Raw genomic sequence first — 19,446 nt, 5'->3', positions numbered from 1 at the left:
ATGAATGACACCATTTATCAAAGGATTGAGGAAAACCCGCGCTTTAAAGAGCTGGTACGAAAACGTGGCCGTTTCGCCTGGCTGCTTTCGTTGATTACGCTGGTGCTTTACGTTAGCTTTATTTTACTGATCGCTTTCGATCCGCAGTGGCTTGGCACGCCGATCGCCGCCGGATCGACCATCACCCGTGGGATCCCGGTAGGTGTGGGCCTGATCGTTATTTCTTTCGTACTGACCGGGATCTACGTATTCCGCGCCAATGGCGAGTTCGATCGCCTGACTGCAGAAATCCTGCGTGAGGTGCAGAAATGAAGCGTTTATTGTCCGCCGTAACTCTGCTGGCTCTGCCGGGGTTGGCCTTTGCCGATGCCATTAGCGGTGAAGTACACCGCCAGCCGTTGAATATTCAGGCGATCGTCATGTTCGTGTTGTTTGTCGGCGCCACGTTGTATATCACCTATTGGGCCTCCAAGCGCACCCGCTCGCGCCAGGACTACTACACCGCAGGGGGGAAAATCACCGGTCTGCAGAACGGTCTTGCCATCGCCGGTGACTTTATGTCGGCGGCTTCTTTCCTGGGTATTTCCGCACTGGTATATACCTCTGGCTATGACGGGCTGATTTACTCTATCGGCTTTTTGATCGGCTGGCCGATCATTTTGTTCCTGATTGCCGAACGCCTGCGTAACCTTGGCCGCTATACTTTCGCTGACGTAGCCTCTTATCGTCTGAAGCAAAAACCGATCCGCACACTCTCTGCCTGCGGTTCACTGGTGGTAGTCGCGCTGTATCTGATTGCTCAGATGGTCGGGGCCGGCAAGTTGATCCAGTTATTGTTCGGGTTGAACTACCACGTGGCGGTGATTTTGGTCGGTATTTTGATGGTGTTGTACGTGCTGTTCGGCGGCATGCTGGCCACGACCTGGGTACAAATTATCAAAGCGGTGCTGCTGCTGGCCGGTGCAAGCTTTATGGCTCTGATGGTGATGAAATCAGTCAACTTTGACTTCAACACCCTGTTCGCCGAAGCCGTAAAAGTGCATCCGAAGGGTATCGCCATTATGAGCCCGGGTGGTTTGGTCTCCGATCCTATATCGGCGCTTTCCCTGGGGCTGGCGCTGATGTTCGGTACCGCCGGGTTGCCGCATATTCTGATGCGCTTCTTTACCGTGAGTGACGCCAAGGAAGCGCGTAAGAGCGTGTTCTATGCCACTGGTTTTATCGGCTACTTCTATATCCTGACCTTTATTATCGGTTTTGGCGCTATTTTGCTGGTCAGCCCTAACCCGGCATTCAAAGATGCCACCGGTGCGCTGCTGGGCGGCACCAATATGGCGGCAGTGCATTTAGCCAATGCAGTTGGCGGGAACTTCTTCCTTGGCTTTATCTCGGCAGTGGCCTTTGCCACCATCCTTGCGGTGGTTGCCGGCCTGACGCTGGCAGGGGCATCTGCGGTATCTCACGACCTGTACGCTAGCGTAGTTAAAGATGGCAAGGCGACCGAACGTGATGAGCTGCGGGTTTCCAAAATCACGGTAGTGATCCTGGGGATCGTGGCAATCGCGCTGGGAATTTTGTTTGAGAAGCAGAATATCGCCTTTATGGTGGGACTGGCCTTCTCTATCGCTGCCAGCTGTAACTTCCCGATTATCATTCTTTCAATGTACTGGTCACGCCTGACGACCCGTGGAGCGATGATCGGCGGCTGGCTGGGCTTGCTGACCGCAGTGATCCTGATGATCCTGGGCCCGACGATTTGGGTGCAGATCCTTGGTCATGAAAAACCGATCTACCCTTATGAATATCCGGCGCTGTTCTCCATGCTGGTGGCGTTTGTGGGTACCTGGTTGTTCTCAGCCACCGACAGTTCGCTAGCCGGGCAACAGGAGCGCGAGCGCTTCCGCTCTCAGTTTGTACGTTCGCAAACCGGACTGGGCATCTCTCAGGGTAGTTCGCATTAACTGAATAATAAGTGAAAAAAAGCAAACACCTCCTAATCAAAGGCCCTTCGGGGCCTTTTCTCGTTCTGTCAGTTGTAAATAATCTTTAAAGGTTCATCGCTGATATCGGGGTTTTTCATTCGAATAACAAGAATCAAGATAGATGCTCTGAACAATACAAGAGACAGAATCATGAAACAGCCTATGGCCTTACTATTGCTGGCCTTTGCCGGCAACGCACTGGCAACCCCGCTTATCGAACCACTGCAATTGATTAGCGACCACACCTTGCCGGCCGCACAGTTGCAGGCGCAGGTACTTGCCGCCAAACGCTACGACAGCTTCTGGAATACCGGCGATGAAGCGCTGGCAAAACAGGCGCTGGCCAGCGACTTTACCGATATGACCTTACCCGCAGGCAGAATACAGGGCATCCGCGGCGCGTTGCAGGCCTCGAAAACCTTCCGCCAAGCCATCCCGGATTTGCGTTGTGAGGTAGCGCAAATGATTGTCACCGGCGATCGCGTCGTGGCGCATTTGCACTTTAGCGGGCATTTTACCGGCCGTTTTCAGGGTAAACAGGGAAAGGGACAACTCATTGATTTTATTGCGACAGATATCTATCAGATCAAACAAGGCTCAATAACCGCCAATTGGCATATTGAGGATAATATGACGTTATTACAGCAGTTGGGGATCGTGGAAATGTAGCTTATTGAGGCGCAGCGTAGCTGCGCCCGATATTTCCTGACCACAAAGCAAAAAGCCCCATGCTTTCGCATGAGGCTTTCGACTTTGTTTGATGCCTGGCAGTGTCCTACTCTCGCATGGGGAGACCCCACACTACCATCGGCGCTACGGCGTTTCACTTCTGAGTTCGGCATGGGGTCAGGTGGGACCACCGCGCTATTGCCGCCAGGCAAATTCTGTTTCATTCCAACCGCTTCACTCTCGTGTCGCCATTGAAACCAATCTCGGAACTTCGCTGAAAATCTACACCAATCTCTCTAAAACACCTTCGGTGTTGTAAGGTTAAGCCTCACGGATCATTAGTACTGGTTAGCTCAATGCATCGCTGCACTTACACACCCAGCCTATCAACGTCTTAGTCTTAAACGTTCCTTCAGGGACCTTAAAGGCCCAGGGAAGACTCATCTCGAGGCAAGTTTCGCGCTTAGATGCTTTCAGCGCTTATCTTTTCCGCACTTAGCTACCGGGCAATGCCATTGGCATGACAACCCGAACACCAGTGGTGCGTTCACTCCGGTCCTCTCGTACTAGGAGCAACCCCTCTCAATCTTCCAACGCCCACGGCAGATAGGGACCGAACTGTCTCACGACGTTCTAAACCCAGCTCGCGTACCACTTTAAATGGCGAACAGCCATACCCTTGGGACCTACTTCAGCCCCAGGATGTGATGAGCCGACATCGAGGTGCCAAACACCGCCGTCGATATGAACTCTTGGGCGGTATCAGCCTGTTATCCCCGGAGTACCTTTTATCCGTTGAGCGATGGCCCTTCCATTCAGAACCACCGGATCACTAAGACCTACTTTCGTACCTGCTCGAGCCGTCACTCTCGCAGTCAAGCTAGCTTATGCCTTTGCACTAACCTCACGATGTCCGACCGTGATTAGCTAACCTTCGTGCTCCTCCGTTACTCTTTGGGAGGAGACCGCCCCAGTCAAACTACCCACCAGACACTGTCCTCACCCCGGATTACGGGGCCGAGTTAGAACATCAAACATTAAAGGGTGGTATTTCAAGGTTGGCTCCACGCAGACTGGCGTCCACGCTTCAAAGCCTCCCACCTATCCTACACATCAAGGCTCAATGTTCAGTGTCAAGCTATAGTAAAGGTTCACGGGGTCTTTCCGTCTTGCCGCGGGTACACTGCATCTTCACAGCGAGTTCAATTTCACTGAGTCTCGGGTGGAGACAGCCTGGCCATCATTACGCCATTCGTGCAGGTCGGAACTTACCCGACAAGGAATTTCGCTACCTTAGGACCGTTATAGTTACGGCCGCCGTTTACTGGGGCTTCGATCAAGAGCTTCGCCTTGCGGCTGACCCCATCAATTAACCTTCCAGCACCGGGCAGGCGTCACACCGTATACGTCCACTTTCGTGTTTGCACAGTGCTGTGTTTTTATTAAACAGTTGCAGCCAGCTGGTATCTGCGACTGGCTTCGGCTCCGAGAGCAAGTCTCTTCACCTACGCGCCAGCGTGCCTTCTCCCGAAGTTACGGCACCATTTTGCCTAGTTCCTTCACCCGAGTTCTCTCAAGCGCCTTGGTATTCTCTACCTGACCACCTGTGTCGGTTTGGGGTACGATTCTGTGTTACCTGATGCTTAGAGGCTTTTCCTGGAAGCTTGGCATCAACTACTTCTGCACCGTAGTGCATCGTCATCACGCCTCAGGGTTGAATAAGAGAACGGATTTACCAATTCTCTCCCCCTACACGCTTAAACCGGGACAACCGTCGCCCGGCTAGCCTAGCCTTCTCCGTCCCCCCTTCGCAGTAACACCGAGTACAGGAATATTAACCTGTTTCCCATCGACTACGCCTTTCGGCCTCGCCTTAGGGGTCGACTCACCCTGCCCCGATTAACGTTGGACAGGAACCCTTGGTCTTCCGGCGAGCGGGTTTTTCACCCGCTTTATCGTTACTTATGTCAGCATTCGCACTTCTGATACCTCCAGCAACCCTCACAGGCCACCTTCAACGGCTTACAGAACGCTCCCCTACCCAACAACGCCTAAGCGTCGCTGCCGCAGCTTCGGTGCATGGTTTAGCCCCGTTACATCTTCCGCGCAGGCCGACTCGACCAGTGAGCTATTACGCTTTCTTTAAATGATGGCTGCTTCTAAGCCAACATCCTGGCTGTCTATGCCTTCCCACATCGTTTCCCACTTAACCATGACTTTGGGACCTTAGCTGGCGGTCTGGGTTGTTTCCCTCTTCACGACGGACGTTAGCACCCGCCGTGTGTCTCCCGTGATAACATTCTTCGGTATTCGGAGTTTGCATCGGTTTGGTAAGCCGGGATGGCCCCCTAGCCGAAACAGTGCTCTACCCCCGAAGATGAGTTCACGAGGCGCTACCTAAATAGCTTTCGGGGAGAACCAGCTATCTCCCGGTTTGATTGGCCTTTCACCCCCAGCCACAAGTCATCCGCTAATTTTTCAACATTAGTCGGTTCGGTCCTCCAGTTAGTGTTACCCAACCTTCAACCTGCCCATGGCTAGATCACCGGGTTTCGGGTCTATACCTTGCAACTATTCGCCCAGTTAAGACTCGGTTTCCCTACGGCTCCCCTATACGGTTAACCTTGCTACAAAATATAAGTCGCTGACCCATTATACAAAAGGTACGCAGTCACCCAACAAAGTAGGCTCCCACTGCTTGTACGTACACGGTTTCAGGTTCTATTTCACTCCCCTCGCCGGGGTTCTTTTCGCCTTTCCCTCACGGTACTGGTTCACTATCGGTCAGTCAGGAGTATTTAGCCTTGGAGGATGGTCCCCCCATATTCAGACAGGATGTCACGTGTCCCGCCCTACTCATCGAACTCACAGAATGTGCATTTTAGTGTACGGGACTATCACCCTTTACTGTGCGACTTTCCAGACGCTTCCACTAACACACAAACTGATTCAGGTTCTGGGCTGTTCCCCGTTCGCTCGCCGCTACTGGGGGAATCTCGGTTGATTTCTTTTCCTCGGGGTACTTAGATGTTTCAGTTCCCCCGGTTCGCCTCATACGACTATGTATTCATCGTATGATAGTGCAACGAATTGCACTGGGTTTCCCCATTCGGGTATTGCCGGTTATAACGGTTCATATCACCTTACCGACACTTTTCGCAGATTAGCACGCCCTTCATCGCCTCTGACTGCCTAGGCATCCACCGTGTACGCTTAGTCACTTAACCTCACAACCCGAAGGTGTTTCTGTAAACAGAAAACACTGTCGTGCTGTTTATTTGAGAGACTCTATGACAGGTTAATCCTTACCCCAATACATCTACGGAGGGATAAGTTTCAGCTGTCATGTTTCAATTTTCAGCTTGTTCCAGATTGTTAAAGAGCAATATCTTAAACGTGACTCTTGCGAATCAGTTTTAAGATTTTTTGATATGGTGGAGCTAAGCGGGATCGAACCGCTGACCTCCTGCGTGCAAGGCAGGCGCTCTCCCAGCTGAGCTATAGCCCCATATCAGAAAAGCATTTTTACACCCTGTCTACTACCTTCGCCAATTCGCTTCTCGTCAAAGCGAAGGCCTACAACGTTTACTGACGTAAACATGTGAGTCGACAACGCAGGATAGGAGGGAATTGGTGGGTCTGAGTGGACTTGAACCACCGACCTCACCCTTATCAGGGGTGCGCTCTAACCACCTGAGCTACAGACCCGACAAGGTGCTTTAAGACTTAACCGATAAGATTAAGCCTTATGCTCTCTTTCATTTCATCAGACAATCTGTGTGAGCACGCCACTCGAATCAATATCATTAGGTAAGGAGGTGATCCAACCGCAGGTTCCCCTACGGTTACCTTGTTACGACTTCACCCCAGTCATGAATCACAAAGTGGTAAGCGCCCTCCCGAAGGTTAAGCTACCTACTTCTTTTGCAACCCACTCCCATGGTGTGACGGGCGGTGTGTACAAGGCCCGGGAACGTATTCACCGTAGCATTCTGATCTACGATTACTAGCGATTCCGACTTCATGGAGTCGAGTTGCAGACTCCAATCCGGACTACGACGTACTTTATGAGGTCCGCTTGCTCTCGCGAGTTCGCTTCTCTTTGTATACGCCATTGTAGCACGTGTGTAGCCCTACTCGTAAGGGCCATGATGACTTGACGTCATCCCCACCTTCCTCCGGTTTATCACCGGCAGTCTCCTTTGAGTTCCCGACCGAATCGCTGGCAACAAAGGATAAGGGTTGCGCTCGTTGCGGGACTTAACCCAACATTTCACAACACGAGCTGACGACAGCCATGCAGCACCTGTCTCAGAGTTCCCGAAGGCACTAAGCTATCTCTAGCGAATTCTCTGGATGTCAAGAGTAGGTAAGGTTCTTCGCGTTGCATCGAATTAAACCACATGCTCCACCGCTTGTGCGGGCCCCCGTCAATTCATTTGAGTTTTAACCTTGCGGCCGTACTCCCCAGGCGGTCGATTTAACGCGTTAGCTCCGGAAGCCACGCCTCAAGGGCACAACCTCCAAATCGACATCGTTTACAGCGTGGACTACCAGGGTATCTAATCCTGTTTGCTCCCCACGCTTTCGCACCTGAGCGTCAGTCTTTGTCCAGGGGGCCGCCTTCGCCACCGGTATTCCTCCAGATCTCTACGCATTTCACCGCTACACCTGGAATTCTACCCCCCTCTACAAGACTCTAGCTTGCCAGTTTCAAATGCAGTTCCCACGTTAAGCGCGGGGATTTCACATCTGACTTAACAAACCGCCTGCGTGCGCTTTACGCCCAGTAATTCCGATTAACGCTTGCACCCTCCGTATTACCGCGGCTGCTGGCACGGAGTTAGCCGGTGCTTCTTCTGCGAGTAACGTCAATGTACAGTGCTATTAACACTGAACCCTTCCTCCTCGCTGAAAGTGCTTTACAACCCTAAGGCCTTCTTCACACACGCGGCATGGCTGCATCAGGCTTGCGCCCATTGTGCAATATTCCCCACTGCTGCCTCCCGTAGGAGTCTGGACCGTGTCTCAGTTCCAGTGTGGCTGGTCATCCTCTCAGACCAGCTAGGGATCGTCGCCTAGGTGAGCCATTACCCCACCTACTAGCTAATCCCATCTGGGCACATCTGATGGCGTGAGGCCCGAAGGTCCCCCACTTTGGTCCGTAGACGTTATGCGGTATTAGCTACCGTTTCCAGTAGTTATCCCCCTCCATCAGGCAGTTTCCCAGACATTACTCACCCGTCCGCCGCTCGTCACCCGGAGAGCAAGCTCTCCTGTGCTACCGCTCGACTTGCATGTGTTAGGCCTGCCGCCAGCGTTCAATCTGAGCCATGATCAAACTCTTCAATTTAAAAGTTCGATTTGCTTCAACTCGTGAAGCGATGCTCAAAGGTTACTAAATGAATTTTACTTCAGTAGTCACTCTTCAAGACTTGATATTCTTTCGCACCCGAAGGTACTGGATATCGTCTTGTGGAGTGCCCACACAGATTGTCTGATAAATTGTTAAAGAGCAGTGAGTTAGCCGCCGTAGCTTGCTATCTCGAGGTGGCGTATATTACGCTTTCCTCTTTCAGAGTCAACCCTAATTTTCAGGATTTTTTCTCTTCGAACCCCGGAGACTCTGTGAAGTTGTTCACATGTTCCGTGTCGATGGAGGCGCATTATAGGGAGTTCCTCGCAGGCCGCAACAGGTATTTTCGTCAAAAACGATCGTTTGCTGCATTCCACAGCAAAACCCGCCTTTATACCCTGTTGTGCACAACTTTATCCACAGAACCCATTTGCGCGGAAAATTTACGAGCACCGCGCAAACGTTTTCGCTACAATTCCTCGCGACGAAACGCTCCCTCTTTTATAAGGTCGTTACCTGAATCTGTGCCCGATTGCTCCTCTATAGAGAGAAAATCCTTTCCTTATAGAGAGAAGCAGGTGGAAATTCACGTAACGCTCTTTATTGCGACTCCAAAGCCAAGGGATAAAACCATGCAACAACCTCGTCCAATCCGCCGGGCTCTGCTCAGCGTCTCCGACAAAGCCGGTATCGTTGAATTCGCCGAAGCGCTTTCCCAGCGTGGCGTCGAACTACTCTCCACCGGCGGCACCGCCCGCTTGCTGGCAGATGCCGGCCTGCCTGTTACCGAAGTTTCCGACTACACCGGTTTCCCGGAAATGATGGACGGACGAGTTAAGACCCTGCATCCCAAAGTACACGGTGGCATTCTGGGCCGTCGCGGTCAGGACGATGCGATCATGGGCCAGCACGACATCAAGCCGATCGACATGGTGGTCGTTAACCTTTATCCGTTCGCCCAGACAGTCGCGCGCCCGGACTGCTCGCTGGAAGACGCCGTCGAGAATATCGATATCGGCGGCCCGACCATGGTGCGCTCCGCTGCCAAGAACCATAAAGACGTCGCCATCGTGGTGAAGAGCAGCGACTACGCCGCCATCATTACCGAGATGGATAACAACAATGGCTCGCTGCAATACGCCACCCGTTTCGATCTGGCGATTAAAGCCTTCGAGCATACCGCCGCCTACGACAGCATGATCGCCAACTACTTCGGCGCACTGGTTCCGGCCTATCACGGTGATACTGAACAACCTGCCGGCCGTTTCCCCCGCACCCTGAACCTTAACTACATCAAGAAGCAGGATATGCGCTACGGTGAAAACAGCCACCAGCAAGCTGCCTTCTATATAGAAGAGAACGTTCAGGAAGCTTCTGTCGCTACCGCAGACCAGTTGCAGGGCAAGGCACTGTCCTATAACAACATCGCCGATACCGACGCCGCGCTGGAATGCGTAAAAGAGTTCGGCGAGCCGGCCTGCGTGATCGTCAAGCACGCCAACCCATGCGGTGTGGCGATCGGCGACGATATTCTGGCGGCCTACGAGCGCGCCTACCAGACCGACCCGACCTCGGCGTTTGGCGGTATCATCGCCTTCAACCGTGAGCTGGATGCCGCAACCGCGCAAGCCATCATTAGCCGCCAGTTCGTGGAAGTGATCATCGCACCGAGCATCAGCCAGGAAGCCCGCACGCTGTTGGCCGCCAAACAAAACGTGCGCGTACTGGCCTGCGGCCAGTGGCAGCAGCGCGTTGCCGCTCTGGACTTCAAACGCGTCAACGGCGGCCTGTTGGTGCAGGATCGCGATCTGGGTATGGTTAACGAGGGCGATCTGCGCGTGGTATCCGAACGTCAGCCAAGCGCTCAGGAACTGCGTGATGCATTGTTCTGCTGGAAAGTGGCCAAGTTCGTTAAATCCAACGCCATCGTTTATGCGCGCGATAACATGACCATCGGTATAGGCGCCGGCCAGATGAGCCGCGTTTACTCCGCCAAAATCGCCGGAATCAAAGCGGCTGACGAAGGGCTTGAGGTGAAAGGTTCCGCCATGGCATCCGACGCCTTCTTCCCGTTCCGTGACGGTATCGATGCGGCCGCGGCGGTTGGCATCACCTGCGTGATCCAGCCTGGCGGTTCAATCCGCGACGACGAAGTGATTGCCGCCGCCAACGAGCACGGCATTGCGATGATCTTCACCGACATGCGCCACTTCCGCCATTAATCCCTTTTGCCGCGTGCGCTACGGCGCACGCTCTGCATGGAGTACCTGATGAACATTTTAATTATCGGCAACGGCGGGCGTGAACATGCGCTGGCATGGAAAGTCGCTCAGTCGCCTCTGGCGGACAACGTTTACGTCGCTCCGGGCAACGCCGGTACCGCGCTGGAACCCAACCTGGCAAACGTGGCGATCTCCGCCACCGATATTCCGGCGCTGGTTGCCTTTGCACAGAGCCATGACATCGGTCTGACCATTGTTGGCCCGGAAGCGCCGCTGGTGATTGGCGTGGTTGACGCCTTCCAGGCCGCCGGCCTGAAAATCTTTGGCCCGTCCCAGGCGGCCGCACAGTTGGAAGGCTCTAAAGCCTTTACCAAAGACTTCCTGGCGCGCCATAACATTCCGAGCGCCGAGTACCAGAACTTTACCGACGTTGAACCGGCGCTGGCTTATGTACGCAGTAAAGGCGCGCCCATCGTCATTAAGGCTGATGGCCTTGCCGCCGGTAAAGGCGTTATCGTCGCCATGACGCTGCAGGAAGCGGAAGACGCAGTGCAGGACATGCTGGCCGGCAACGCTTTTGGCGATGCGGGCCACCGTATCGTGGTGGAAGAGTTCCTCGAGGGTGAGGAAGCCAGTTTTATCGTGATGGTCGACGGCGAGAACGTGGTGCCGATGGCCACCAGCCAGGATCACAAACGCGTTGGCGATGGCGATACCGGCCCTAACACCGGCGGCATGGGCGCCTATTCCCCTGCCCCAGTGGTCACGGATGAAATCCACCAGCGCGCAATGGATCAGGTCATTTGGCCAACGGTACGTGGTATGGCCGCGGAAGGTAATACCTACGTCGGTTTCCTGTATGCCGGGCTGATGATTTCTGCAGACGGCCAGCCGAAGGTGATTGAGTTCAACTGCCGCTTCGGCGATCCGGAAACGCAGCCCATCATGCTGCGTCTGCGTTCCGATCTGGTTGAACTGTGTCTGGCCGGGGCGGAAGGCAAGCTGGGCGAGAAAACCTCGGAGTGGGACGATCGCCCTGCTTTGGGCGTGGTACTGGCGGCCGGTGGATACCCGGGCGACTACAGCAACGGTGACGTGATTCAGGGCTTACCGCAGCAGGAAAGTGTCGACGGCAAAGTGTTCCATGCCGGTACGCGCATGCAAGGCGAGGATGTTGTCACTAACGGTGGACGCGTACTTTGCGTGACGGCGCTGGGTGCAACGGTGGCGGAAGCGCAGCAACGCGCATACCAGTTGGCGAAAGGCATTCAGTGGCAGGGCAGTTTCTGTCGCAACGATATTGGCTATCGCGCGATTGCCCGCGGCAAATGATCTGAACGTCGCACCACTATCCAACGGGGCTCTGCATACAGAGCCCTTTTTTTATAGCGTATCTTCTTTCGGTTCCCAGCGGCAAAAATCGTCGTTCGCCACCAGCAGCAGTTCGCGTCCTTCAGGCGCATCCAACCAGGCTATATTCACCGGTTGGCTGCTGTTGCTGGCGCGCCGCGCGATCCAGGCTTCTGCATGCTTATCCAGCCCCGGCTTGATTGATTGCCCATCACAGGTTTGCACCACGCCCTGCTGCCAACGCCCCTGCATTAGCTTCACCTTACCGACACGCAACGCATCGCTCAGTTCAAGAACTCGCCGCGCCTGATATTGGTACAAGGCGATCTCGTCGCTGGTCAACTGCTCACGCCGCGTAGCCAGTTGGCGTTGCATAAAGCTCACCGTGCCATCATCGGCAAAGCGCAATTGAATGGAGTCTTGGTCGCGATCGGCGTCAGTACGCTTAATCTGGCGCAGTTCGCCGTTCTGGTATTCGTACAGGGTGGTGACCGTACCTGGCCCGCGATAAGGGCTGTAGACACTCATCAACACCTGTGGGCGTTGCTGGTCGTCGTCTTTACGCCACAGACGCATAACGCCCTGGTCAGCCACATAGCCGCTGGCGGTAAAGGTGGGGAGATCGGAATGACTGCTGCAGGCGCTTAGACCACCGGCAATGCCAATGACCAGCAGCGCCTGTCGGACAAACAAAAGGGGCGCCATCGCCCCTCTGTTTAATCTTTTCACCAACACGCAGTATTACTTAACTGCGTCTTTCAGTGCTTTACCAGAAACGAACGCAGGCACGTTGGCAGCTGCGATTTTGATTTCTTTACCAGTCTGTGGGTTGCGGCCAGTGCGCTCGCTACGATGGTTTACCTTGAAAGTACCGAAACCAACCAATTGTACCGCATCACCTTCTTTCAGAGACTCAGTAATAGCAGCCAGGGTGGATTCCAGAGCCAGTTTAGCTTGTGCTTTGGAAAGGTCAGCCTTGTCCGCGATTACATCAATCAGTTGAGTCTTGTTCATAAGTTATCCTTACAGTGTGTTTATCGTTTGCAAAGCATCGAGTGCGACGGATATGCCGATTGACAGCACCCTCCTGCATACACGCACCGATAGCCACTTTTTTTACGCCCCCCAAATGTAGACCAGACAGGGTGCGGATGTGAAGCCTTAAGGCATGACAAATCAGGCGTTAAATCACGTTTTCTTGCCTTATTGCGTTAAATTTATCCCGATGTTACTTACCGCGGCCTCGCGAAGGTCCGAACGCAACCCTTTGATCAGCTCTAAATCACGCTCTTCGCAGTCGGCCAACAGGCGGAAAATTTCCCATTGAATGTCCCATTCTTCCTCTACCGCAGGCAGAACCTTCAGCTCATCGTCGGTCATTTCTTTACCGGCCTGAGTCATTTCCAACATCGCCACGGTGCGAATTGACGTTTCGCTGATGGCAATGGCGTGCTCCAGCGTCTCCCCGCTGAGCCGCGAATGGATCAGTTCCCCTAATGCGATACAGGCGTCAATCGCCGGGTAAACGCCGTAAAGATCGTAATCTTCTGCCGAAGGTATCGCCTCTTCCAACTTCTCCAGTTGGCTGTCAAAGTTGACCTTGGCATCCTTCACCACCAGGGTTTCCCACACCAAATCCAGAATGCGGCGGTAAATGGCCGGATCGCCGAACTCGGTCTGCAGGCAGAACATCTGGTAATTCGGATACATACGCTCGCACAAACTGGCCATAAAGGTCAAATGTTGCCAGCTTTCAAGCTTTTCCAGACGTAAATGAATCGGGTTACGTAGCATTATTCACTCTCTTACGCGTTATCTGCGCCGCAGTGTACCCGAAATCGGTCATTGCGGCACCTCTGGATGCTGTTGCAGCCAGCGCTGGAAGGCCGGCCGGCGCGAAGCGATGGCATCGGCCCAGCGGGTGGGTTCCGGTAAACGGTAACCCGCCATGCAGCGCCGTACCCAGGCCAGTGCGCTGTCGGTGCTGACGCGGTGGCCGGTGGCGATAAACAACGGGTTGCAGCGCACCTTGCTCCGCCACACCCAGCCAAGCTGTTCGCCTTTATCCTCCAGCGGCGCCAGCGCACCGGCGGCAACATCCAGAGGAGCGAATTTACCGCACAGGCGCTTCTTCGCCACGCCGATGGTCGGCACATTGACCAACAACCCAAAGTGGCTGGCGACGCCCAGGCGGCGCGGATGCGAGATGCCATGACCATCGACAAAAACCAGGTCCGGCTTCTGTTGCAGTTGCTCCCACGCAGCAAGCAACGCGGGGTATTCGCGGAATGAAAGAAAACCGGGAATATAAGGCATGGTGGTAGCCACGCGGGCAATCTGGTATTCAACCAGTTCCAGCGACGGATACCGCAGTATGGCGATGGCGGCTCGCGTCACCGCACCTTCCTGCTCAAAACCCACGTCAGCGCCGGCGATAAAAGCCGGCGTATCGACCAGAAAGTCATCGTGGCGGATGACTTCAGATGCGAGCCGCAACTGCTCAGCGCGCAGGGCTTGGGTATCGATCACATCCCGTCCTTAACGATGGTATTTCGCCGATTGAGCGTGAACGGCTTCCACAAACACGCCGGCGTTTTCCGGCGGTACGTCCAGATGAATGCCGTGGCCCAGATTGAACACATGGCCTTCGCCGTGGCCGAAACCGGCGAGAATAGTTTCCACTTCCTGACCGATGCGTTCAGGCGACGCATACAACATGGACGGATCCATATTCCCCTGCAGCGCCACTTTGTCGCCTACGCGACGGCGCGCATCCGCGATGTCGGTAGTCCAGTCCAGACCCAGCGCGTCACAACCGGTCGCCGCCATCGCCTCCAGCCACTGGCCGCCGCCTTTGGTAAATAACGTGACCGGCACGCGGCGGCCGTCGTTTTCACGCAGCAGCCCGTCGACAATCTTGTGCATGTAGTGCAGCGAGAATTCACGATAGTCGCGGCCGGTCAGCACGCCGCCCCAGGTATCGAACACCATCACCGACTGCGCGCCAGCTTTAATCTGGGCGTTAAGATACAAAATGACGCTGTCCGCCAGCTTATCCAGCAGCAAATGCAGCGTGGCCGGTTCGGCGTACATCATTTTTTTCAACTTGGTGAAGGCTTTGCTGCTGCCGCCTTCCACCATATAGGTCGCCAGCGTCCACGGGCTACCGGAGAAGCCAATCAGCGGCACTTCGCCTTTCAGTTCGCGACGGATGGTGCGTACCGCGTTCATCACATAGCCCAGTTCCACCTCCGGATCGAACACCGGCAGTTTGTCCACGTCGGCACGGCTGGTGATTGGCGAAGAGAAGCGTGGGCCTTCACCGGCTTCGAAATACAGGCCCAGCCCCATAGCATCGGGAATGGTGAGGATATCGGAGAACAGGATAGCGGCATCCAGCGCATAGCGGCGCAGCGGTTGCAGCGTAACCTCACAGGCCAACTCCGCGTTCTTGCACAGCGACATGAAATCGCCGGCTTGAGCGCGGGTGGCCTTGTACTCCGGCAAATAACGACCGGCCTGACGCATCATCCATACAGGGGTCACATCCACCGGCATACGTTGCAGCGCGCGCAGGTAACGATCGTTCTTCAACTCATTCATCATAGGGCTCCCTTATTCATCTGCCGTTATTGTAGCGATTTATTGCTCACGGCATAAGGCTACGGTGTCCTCTATCAGGCGGCGCGCCACGGTGCCGGGTGGCGGCAACAGCGGCAACTGGTCATAACGGTACCAGCCGGCGTTCAGCAGCTCTTTCGGATCGTGACGAATCTCACCGCGGTGGTAATCGGCCATAAAGGCCATCATCAGCGAATGCGGGAACGGCCAAGGTTGAGAAGTCACATAACGCAGGTTTTTGATTTCAATGTTACTTTCTTCCATCACCTCGCGCGCGGCCGCCTGCTCCAGCGTTTCGCCGACCTCGACAAAACCGGCCAGCACAGTATGAATGCCGCCGCGATGACGCACATGCTGCGCCAGCAGGATCTCATCGTCGCGCCGAATAGCGACGATCACGCAAGGTGCAATCTGCGGGTAGTAACGCTCCCGACAGTGACCGCACAGACAGGCGCTCTCGGTACGGCTGAGGTGCATCTCATGGCCGCAATAACCGCAGAAGCGATGAGAGCGGTAAAAGTCGGCCAGTTGCACGCCGCGCCCGGCAAGCTGAAACAACCCGCGATCGAGCTCGAGCAGTTGGCGCACCGAGCCCATATCCTGCGGCATCGTCTGGCGCACCAGCCACACCGGCAGCCCTTCCCATTCACCAATGGTGCGCGCCATTCGCCCCAGCAGGGAAAACGACGCCGCCGAACCGAACGGCAATTCACCGTGCGGTAACCAAAGCTTGCTTTCATGGCTGACGATCCACCAGCCATTTTCATTACCCGTTAATGCAAGTTCCATATCGTTGTTGCACAACCTCAGCTTCACTGGCACTCTACAAATCGGCCTTGTTACATTTTAATAACTTACTGTTACTTTTTATTACTTACGGAGTCAAACATGCTCAACCGTTTGGAAAGCCTGACTCAGCGCGTTGGTGGTAGTAATGAATTAGTTGATCAATGGCTTCAGGCGCGCAAGCAGTTGCTCGTCGCCTATTGCACCCTCGTGGGCATCAAACCGAACAAAGAAAAGCATACGCCGCTGAATGAAAAAGCGCTGGAGAACTTTTGCCATAATTTGGTGGATTATCTCTCTGCCGGGCATTTTCATATCTATGACAGAATTATCAAACAAGTGGAAGCCGCACCGAGTCCGAAAATGGCGCTATCGGTGAACATCTATCCCAAACTTTGGGTCAATACCGAGCAGATCATGGCTTTCCACGATCGCTATACCGAAGTGGATATCGATCAGGACGTGTGCATCGAATTCCACCAGGCGCTGTCGGATATCGGTGAAACACTTGCGGCACGTTTTGCCCTGGAAGATAAGCTGATCCAACTGGCGACCGAAGCCTCGCAGCAACCGCTGCCGGATAAAGCGCTGGATCAGACGCGTTAGAATTTTGTAGTTTTTTTTATTATCCCTCCTATACTGGAGGGCATCTTGTCGGAGTGCCTAGCGCTGATTTGCTCATCAAATTGGCCAGGCTGAGACCGTTAATTCGGGATCCGCGGAACCTGATCGGGTTAATACCCGCGAAGGGAACAAGAGTAATCTATCGCCACTGGCAGGGCTTCCCGAACGGGGATACTCCGCCTTGCCGGCCAGTATCATTACTCCCTCCGAGCTCCAGACAAGCAATTTTCCCCACTCATTACACTGGTAGGAATTTGCTATGTCTAACGTTAAAAAACCGCGCGCCCGTAAAGAACAGCGCGAAGAAGCCCAGCAGTTTATCGACACTCTGCAAGGCGTATCCTTTCCCAATTCACACCGCATCTATCTGCAAGGCTCACGCAGCGATGTGCTGGTCCCGATGCGTGAAATCCAGCTCAGCCCGACGCTGATTGGCGGTGACAAAGACAACCCGCAATACGAGCAGAACGAAGCTATCCCGGTATATGACACCGCCGGCCCGTACGGCGATCCGCAATCCGAGCTCGATGTGCATCGCGGCCTGGCGAAACTGCGCGCCGGCTGGATCGAAGAACGTGGCGATACCGAAGCCCTCACAGGCGTCAGTTCCGGATTCACTCAGCAGCGCCTGGCGGACGAAGGGTTGGATCATCTGCGCTTCGAACATCTGCCGCTGCCGCGCAAGGCGCAACCGGGCAAATGCGTCACCCAGTTGCACTACGCTCGCGCCGGCATCGTCACCCCGGAAATGGAATTCATCGCCATCCGCGAAAACATGGGCCGTGAGCGTATCCGCGGCGAAGTACTGCGCCACCAGCATCCAGGTCAAAGCTGGGGCGCCAATCTGCCGCAAAACATCACGCCGGAATTCGTTCGCCAGGAAGTGGCCGCCGGCCGCGCCATCATTCCCGCTAACATCAACCACCCGGAATCCGAACCGATGATCATCGGCCGTAACTTCCTGGTGAAGGTCAACGCCAATATCGGTAATTCGGCAGTGACTTCGTCAATCGAAGAAGAAGTGGAGAAGCTGGTGTGGTCCACCCGCTGGGGTGCGGACACCGTGATGGATTTGTCCACCGGCCGTTATATCCACGAAACCCGTGAATGGATCCTGCGTAACAGCCCGGTGCCGATCGGCACGGTACCTATCTATCAGGCGCTGGAAAAAGTGAACGGCGTGGCCGAGAGTCTGACCTGGGAAATGTTCCGCGATACGCTGCTGGAGCAGGCGGAGCAAGGCGTCGACTACTTCACCATCCACGCCGGTGTGCTGCTGCGTTATGTGCCGATGACCGCCAAACGCCTGACCGGCATCGTCTCTCGTGGCGGTTCGATCATGGCCAAGTGGTGCCTGTCGCATCATCAGGAAAACTTCCTGTATCAACACTTCCGCGAAATTTGTGAAATCTGCGCCACCTACGACGTATCGCTGTCGCTGGGTGACGGCCTGCGGCCCGGCTCGATTCAGGACGCCAACGACGAAGCACAGTTCGCTGAGCTGCACACGCTGGGAGAACTGACAAAAATCGCTTGGGAATATGACGTGCAAGTGATGATCGAAGGCCCAGGCCACGTGCCGATGCAGATGATCCGCCGCAACATGACCGAAGAGCTGGAACACTGTCACGAAGCGCCGTTCTATACCTTAGGCCCGTTGACCACCGATATCGCACCCGGTTATGACCACTTCACCTCCGGCATAGGGGCCGCGATGATCGGCTGGTTCGGCTGCGCTATGCTGTGTTACGTCACACCGAAGGAACACCTCGGCCTGCCAAACAAAGAAGACGTGAAGCAGGGATTGATCACCTATAAGATCGCCGCCCATGCTGCTGACCTGGCCAAAGGCCACCCAGGTGCGCAAATCCGTGATAACGCCATGTCCAAAGCTCGCTTCGAATTCCGCTGGGAAGATCAGTTCAATCTGGCGCTCGATCCCGCCACCGCCCGTGCCTATCACGACGAAACCCTGCCGCAGGAGTCCGGCAAAATCGCCCATTTCTGCTCAATGTGCGGGCCGAAGTTCTGCTCGATGAAGATCTCGCAAGAGGTCCGCGACTACGCCGCCGCGCAGGAAGCGGCCAAGCCGATAGAGGTGCAGCTGACCGGTATGGAAAAGATGTCGGCCGAGTTCCGTTCACGGGGTAGCGAGCTGTACCACAGCGCCGGTAACCTTCAGGGGGAGATGAGCAATGAATGATATCATCACGCCTTTCCCCGCCACGCCGCACAGGCTGGGGTTATACCCGGTCGTCGACAGCGTTGAATGGATTGCCCGCCTGCTGGAGGCAGGCGTGACCACGATCCAACTGCGCATCAAGGATTTGCCGGATGAGCAAGTCGAGGATGATATCGCCGCCGCCATAGCCCTCGGCAAGCAATATCACGCCCGGCTGTTTATCAACGACTACTGGCAACTGGCGATTAAGCACGGCGCCTATGGCGTACACCTCGGTCAGGAAGATTTGGATACCACCGATCTGGCGGCGATCCATCGGGCAGGATTACGGCTTGGCGTTTCCACCCATGACGATGCCGAATTAGCCCGGGCAATCGCAGTCAAACCCTCTTATATCGCGCTGGGACATATCTTCCCAACCCAAACCAAAGAGATGCCTTCCGCACCTCAAGGCCTGGCTGAGCTGAAACGCCATGTCGCCGAACTGGATGACTATCCAACGGTGGCGATCGGCGGGATCGGGATTGATCGCGTGGCGGCAGTGCTGGATTGCGGCGTCGGTAGCGTAGCCGTAGTCAGCGCTATCACCAAAGCCCCGGACTGGCGTGTGGCCACCGTGCAGCTTTTGCAATTGATCGAAGGCAAGGAGTGATT

General features: G+C 54.9%; 14 protein-coding genes, 2 tRNA genes, 3 rRNA genes and 1 riboswitch. Of the genes, 8 read left to right on the top strand and 11 right to left on the bottom strand.

The window, feature by feature from the left end:
- From SERAS12_RS01365 to SERAS12_RS01355, 3 genes are all read left to right on the top strand, one after another.
- Complete coding sequence (locus tag SERAS12_RS01365) at positions 1–312, top strand: DUF485 domain-containing protein (protein ID WP_013811145.1); 312 nt, start codon at positions 1–3, stop codon at positions 310–312.
- On the top strand, positions 309–1,961 hold the full coding sequence (gene actP / locus SERAS12_RS01360; RefSeq protein WP_013811144.1) for a cation/acetate symporter ActP: 1,653 nt from the start codon (positions 309–311) through the stop codon (positions 1,959–1,961). The genes SERAS12_RS01365 and actP overlap by 4 nt, the downstream gene beginning before the upstream one ends.
- Before the next feature lie 171 nt (positions 1,962–2,132).
- Positions 2,133–2,651: an ester cyclase gene (locus SERAS12_RS01355; protein ID WP_013811143.1), complete on the top strand. Its 519-nt coding sequence runs from the start codon at positions 2,133–2,135 to the stop codon at positions 2,649–2,651.
- 93 nt (positions 2,652–2,744) lie between these two features.
- Here SERAS12_RS01355 and rrf read toward each other — a convergent pair.
- The 5 genes from rrf to SERAS12_RS01330 form a co-directional block, all read right to left on the bottom strand.
- Positions 2,745–2,860: ribosomal RNA gene (rrf, locus tag SERAS12_RS01350) — 5S ribosomal RNA — on the bottom strand.
- A gap of 108 nt (positions 2,861–2,968) precedes the next feature.
- Positions 2,969–5,878 (bottom strand): 23S ribosomal RNA (locus SERAS12_RS01345).
- A 205-nt stretch (positions 5,879–6,083) separates the two neighbouring features.
- Positions 6,084–6,159: transfer RNA gene (locus SERAS12_RS01340), tRNA-Ala, on the bottom strand.
- Positions 6,160–6,282: 123 nt separating this feature from the next.
- Positions 6,283–6,359: transfer RNA gene (locus SERAS12_RS01335), tRNA-Ile, on the bottom strand.
- A gap of 103 nt (positions 6,360–6,462) precedes the next feature.
- A 16S ribosomal RNA gene (locus SERAS12_RS01330) occupies positions 6,463–8,004 on the bottom strand.
- Together the 16S, 23S and 5S rRNA genes with 2 tRNA genes alongside form the textbook arrangement of a ribosomal RNA operon.
- Positions 8,005–8,639: 635 nt before the next feature.
- Between SERAS12_RS01330 and purH the strand changes: the two genes are divergently transcribed.
- Positions 8,640–10,229, top strand: coding sequence for a bifunctional phosphoribosylaminoimidazolecarboxamide formyltransferase/IMP cyclohydrolase (gene purH / locus SERAS12_RS01325; RefSeq protein ID WP_013811142.1), 1,590 nt, complete (start codon positions 8,640–8,642; stop codon positions 10,227–10,229).
- Between the two features lie 48 nt (positions 10,230–10,277).
- Complete coding sequence (gene purD, locus SERAS12_RS01320; protein WP_013811141.1) at positions 10,278–11,561, top strand: phosphoribosylamine--glycine ligase; 1,284 nt, start codon at positions 10,278–10,280, stop codon at positions 11,559–11,561.
- Between the two features lie 51 nt (positions 11,562–11,612).
- Here purD and SERAS12_RS01315 read toward each other — a convergent pair whose 3' ends face one another.
- From SERAS12_RS01315 to nudC, 6 genes are all read right to left on the bottom strand, one after another.
- Positions 11,613–12,284, bottom strand: a complete 672-nt coding sequence (locus SERAS12_RS01315; protein WP_013811140.1) for a DUF1481 domain-containing protein — start codon at positions 12,282–12,284, stop codon at positions 11,613–11,615.
- A gap of 36 nt (positions 12,285–12,320) precedes the next feature.
- Positions 12,321–12,593 (bottom strand): nucleoid-associated protein HU-alpha, encoded by a 273-nt coding sequence (gene hupA / locus SERAS12_RS01310; RefSeq protein ID WP_004929874.1) that lies wholly within the window; start codon positions 12,591–12,593, stop codon positions 12,321–12,323.
- 189 nt (positions 12,594–12,782) lie between these two features.
- Positions 12,783–13,373 carry a YjaG family protein gene (locus SERAS12_RS01305; RefSeq protein ID WP_004953973.1) on the bottom strand — a complete coding sequence of 197 codons (591 nt, stop codon included), beginning with the start codon at positions 13,371–13,373 and terminating at the stop codon, positions 12,783–12,785.
- Positions 13,374–13,421: 48 nt separating this feature from the next.
- A complete protein-coding gene (nfi, locus tag SERAS12_RS01300; protein WP_013811139.1) occupies positions 13,422–14,108 on the bottom strand; it encodes a deoxyribonuclease V in 687 nt (228 codons plus the stop codon).
- A 9-nt stretch (positions 14,109–14,117) separates the two neighbouring features.
- The gene (gene hemE, locus SERAS12_RS01295) at positions 14,118–15,182 is read right to left on the bottom strand and encodes a uroporphyrinogen decarboxylase (protein WP_006323156.1); all 1,065 of its coding nucleotides are present in this window, start codon (positions 15,180–15,182) and stop codon (positions 14,118–14,120) included.
- A 39-nt stretch (positions 15,183–15,221) separates the two neighbouring features.
- On the bottom strand, positions 15,222–15,989 hold the full coding sequence (gene nudC / locus SERAS12_RS01290) for an NAD(+) diphosphatase (RefSeq protein WP_041415830.1): 768 nt from the start codon (positions 15,987–15,989) through the stop codon (positions 15,222–15,224).
- Between the two features lie 99 nt (positions 15,990–16,088).
- Between nudC and SERAS12_RS01285 the strand changes: the two genes are divergently transcribed.
- From SERAS12_RS01285 to thiE, 3 genes are all read left to right on the top strand, one after another.
- Positions 16,089–16,592, top strand: coding sequence for an Rsd/AlgQ family anti-sigma factor (locus tag SERAS12_RS01285; RefSeq protein ID WP_013811137.1), 504 nt, complete (start codon positions 16,089–16,091; stop codon positions 16,590–16,592).
- Between the two features lie 39 nt (positions 16,593–16,631).
- A riboswitch (TPP riboswitch) is annotated at positions 16,632–16,755 on the top strand.
- A 114-nt stretch (positions 16,756–16,869) separates the two neighbouring features.
- The gene (thiC, locus tag SERAS12_RS01280; RefSeq protein WP_013811136.1) at positions 16,870–18,813 is read left to right on the top strand and encodes a phosphomethylpyrimidine synthase ThiC; all 1,944 of its coding nucleotides are present in this window, start codon (positions 16,870–16,872) and stop codon (positions 18,811–18,813) included.
- A complete protein-coding gene (gene thiE / locus SERAS12_RS01275) occupies positions 18,806–19,444 on the top strand; it encodes a thiamine phosphate synthase (RefSeq protein WP_013811135.1) in 639 nt (212 codons plus the stop codon). Before thiC ends, thiE begins: the two co-directional genes overlap by 8 nt.
- Positions 19,445–19,446 lie beyond the last annotated feature (2 nt).

The organism is Serratia sp. AS12 (genome assembly GCF_000214195.1).
Lineage (GTDB): Bacteria > Pseudomonadota > Gammaproteobacteria > Enterobacterales > Enterobacteriaceae > Serratia > Serratia plymuthica.
This window is presented reverse-complemented; position numbering and strand designations above follow the sequence as displayed.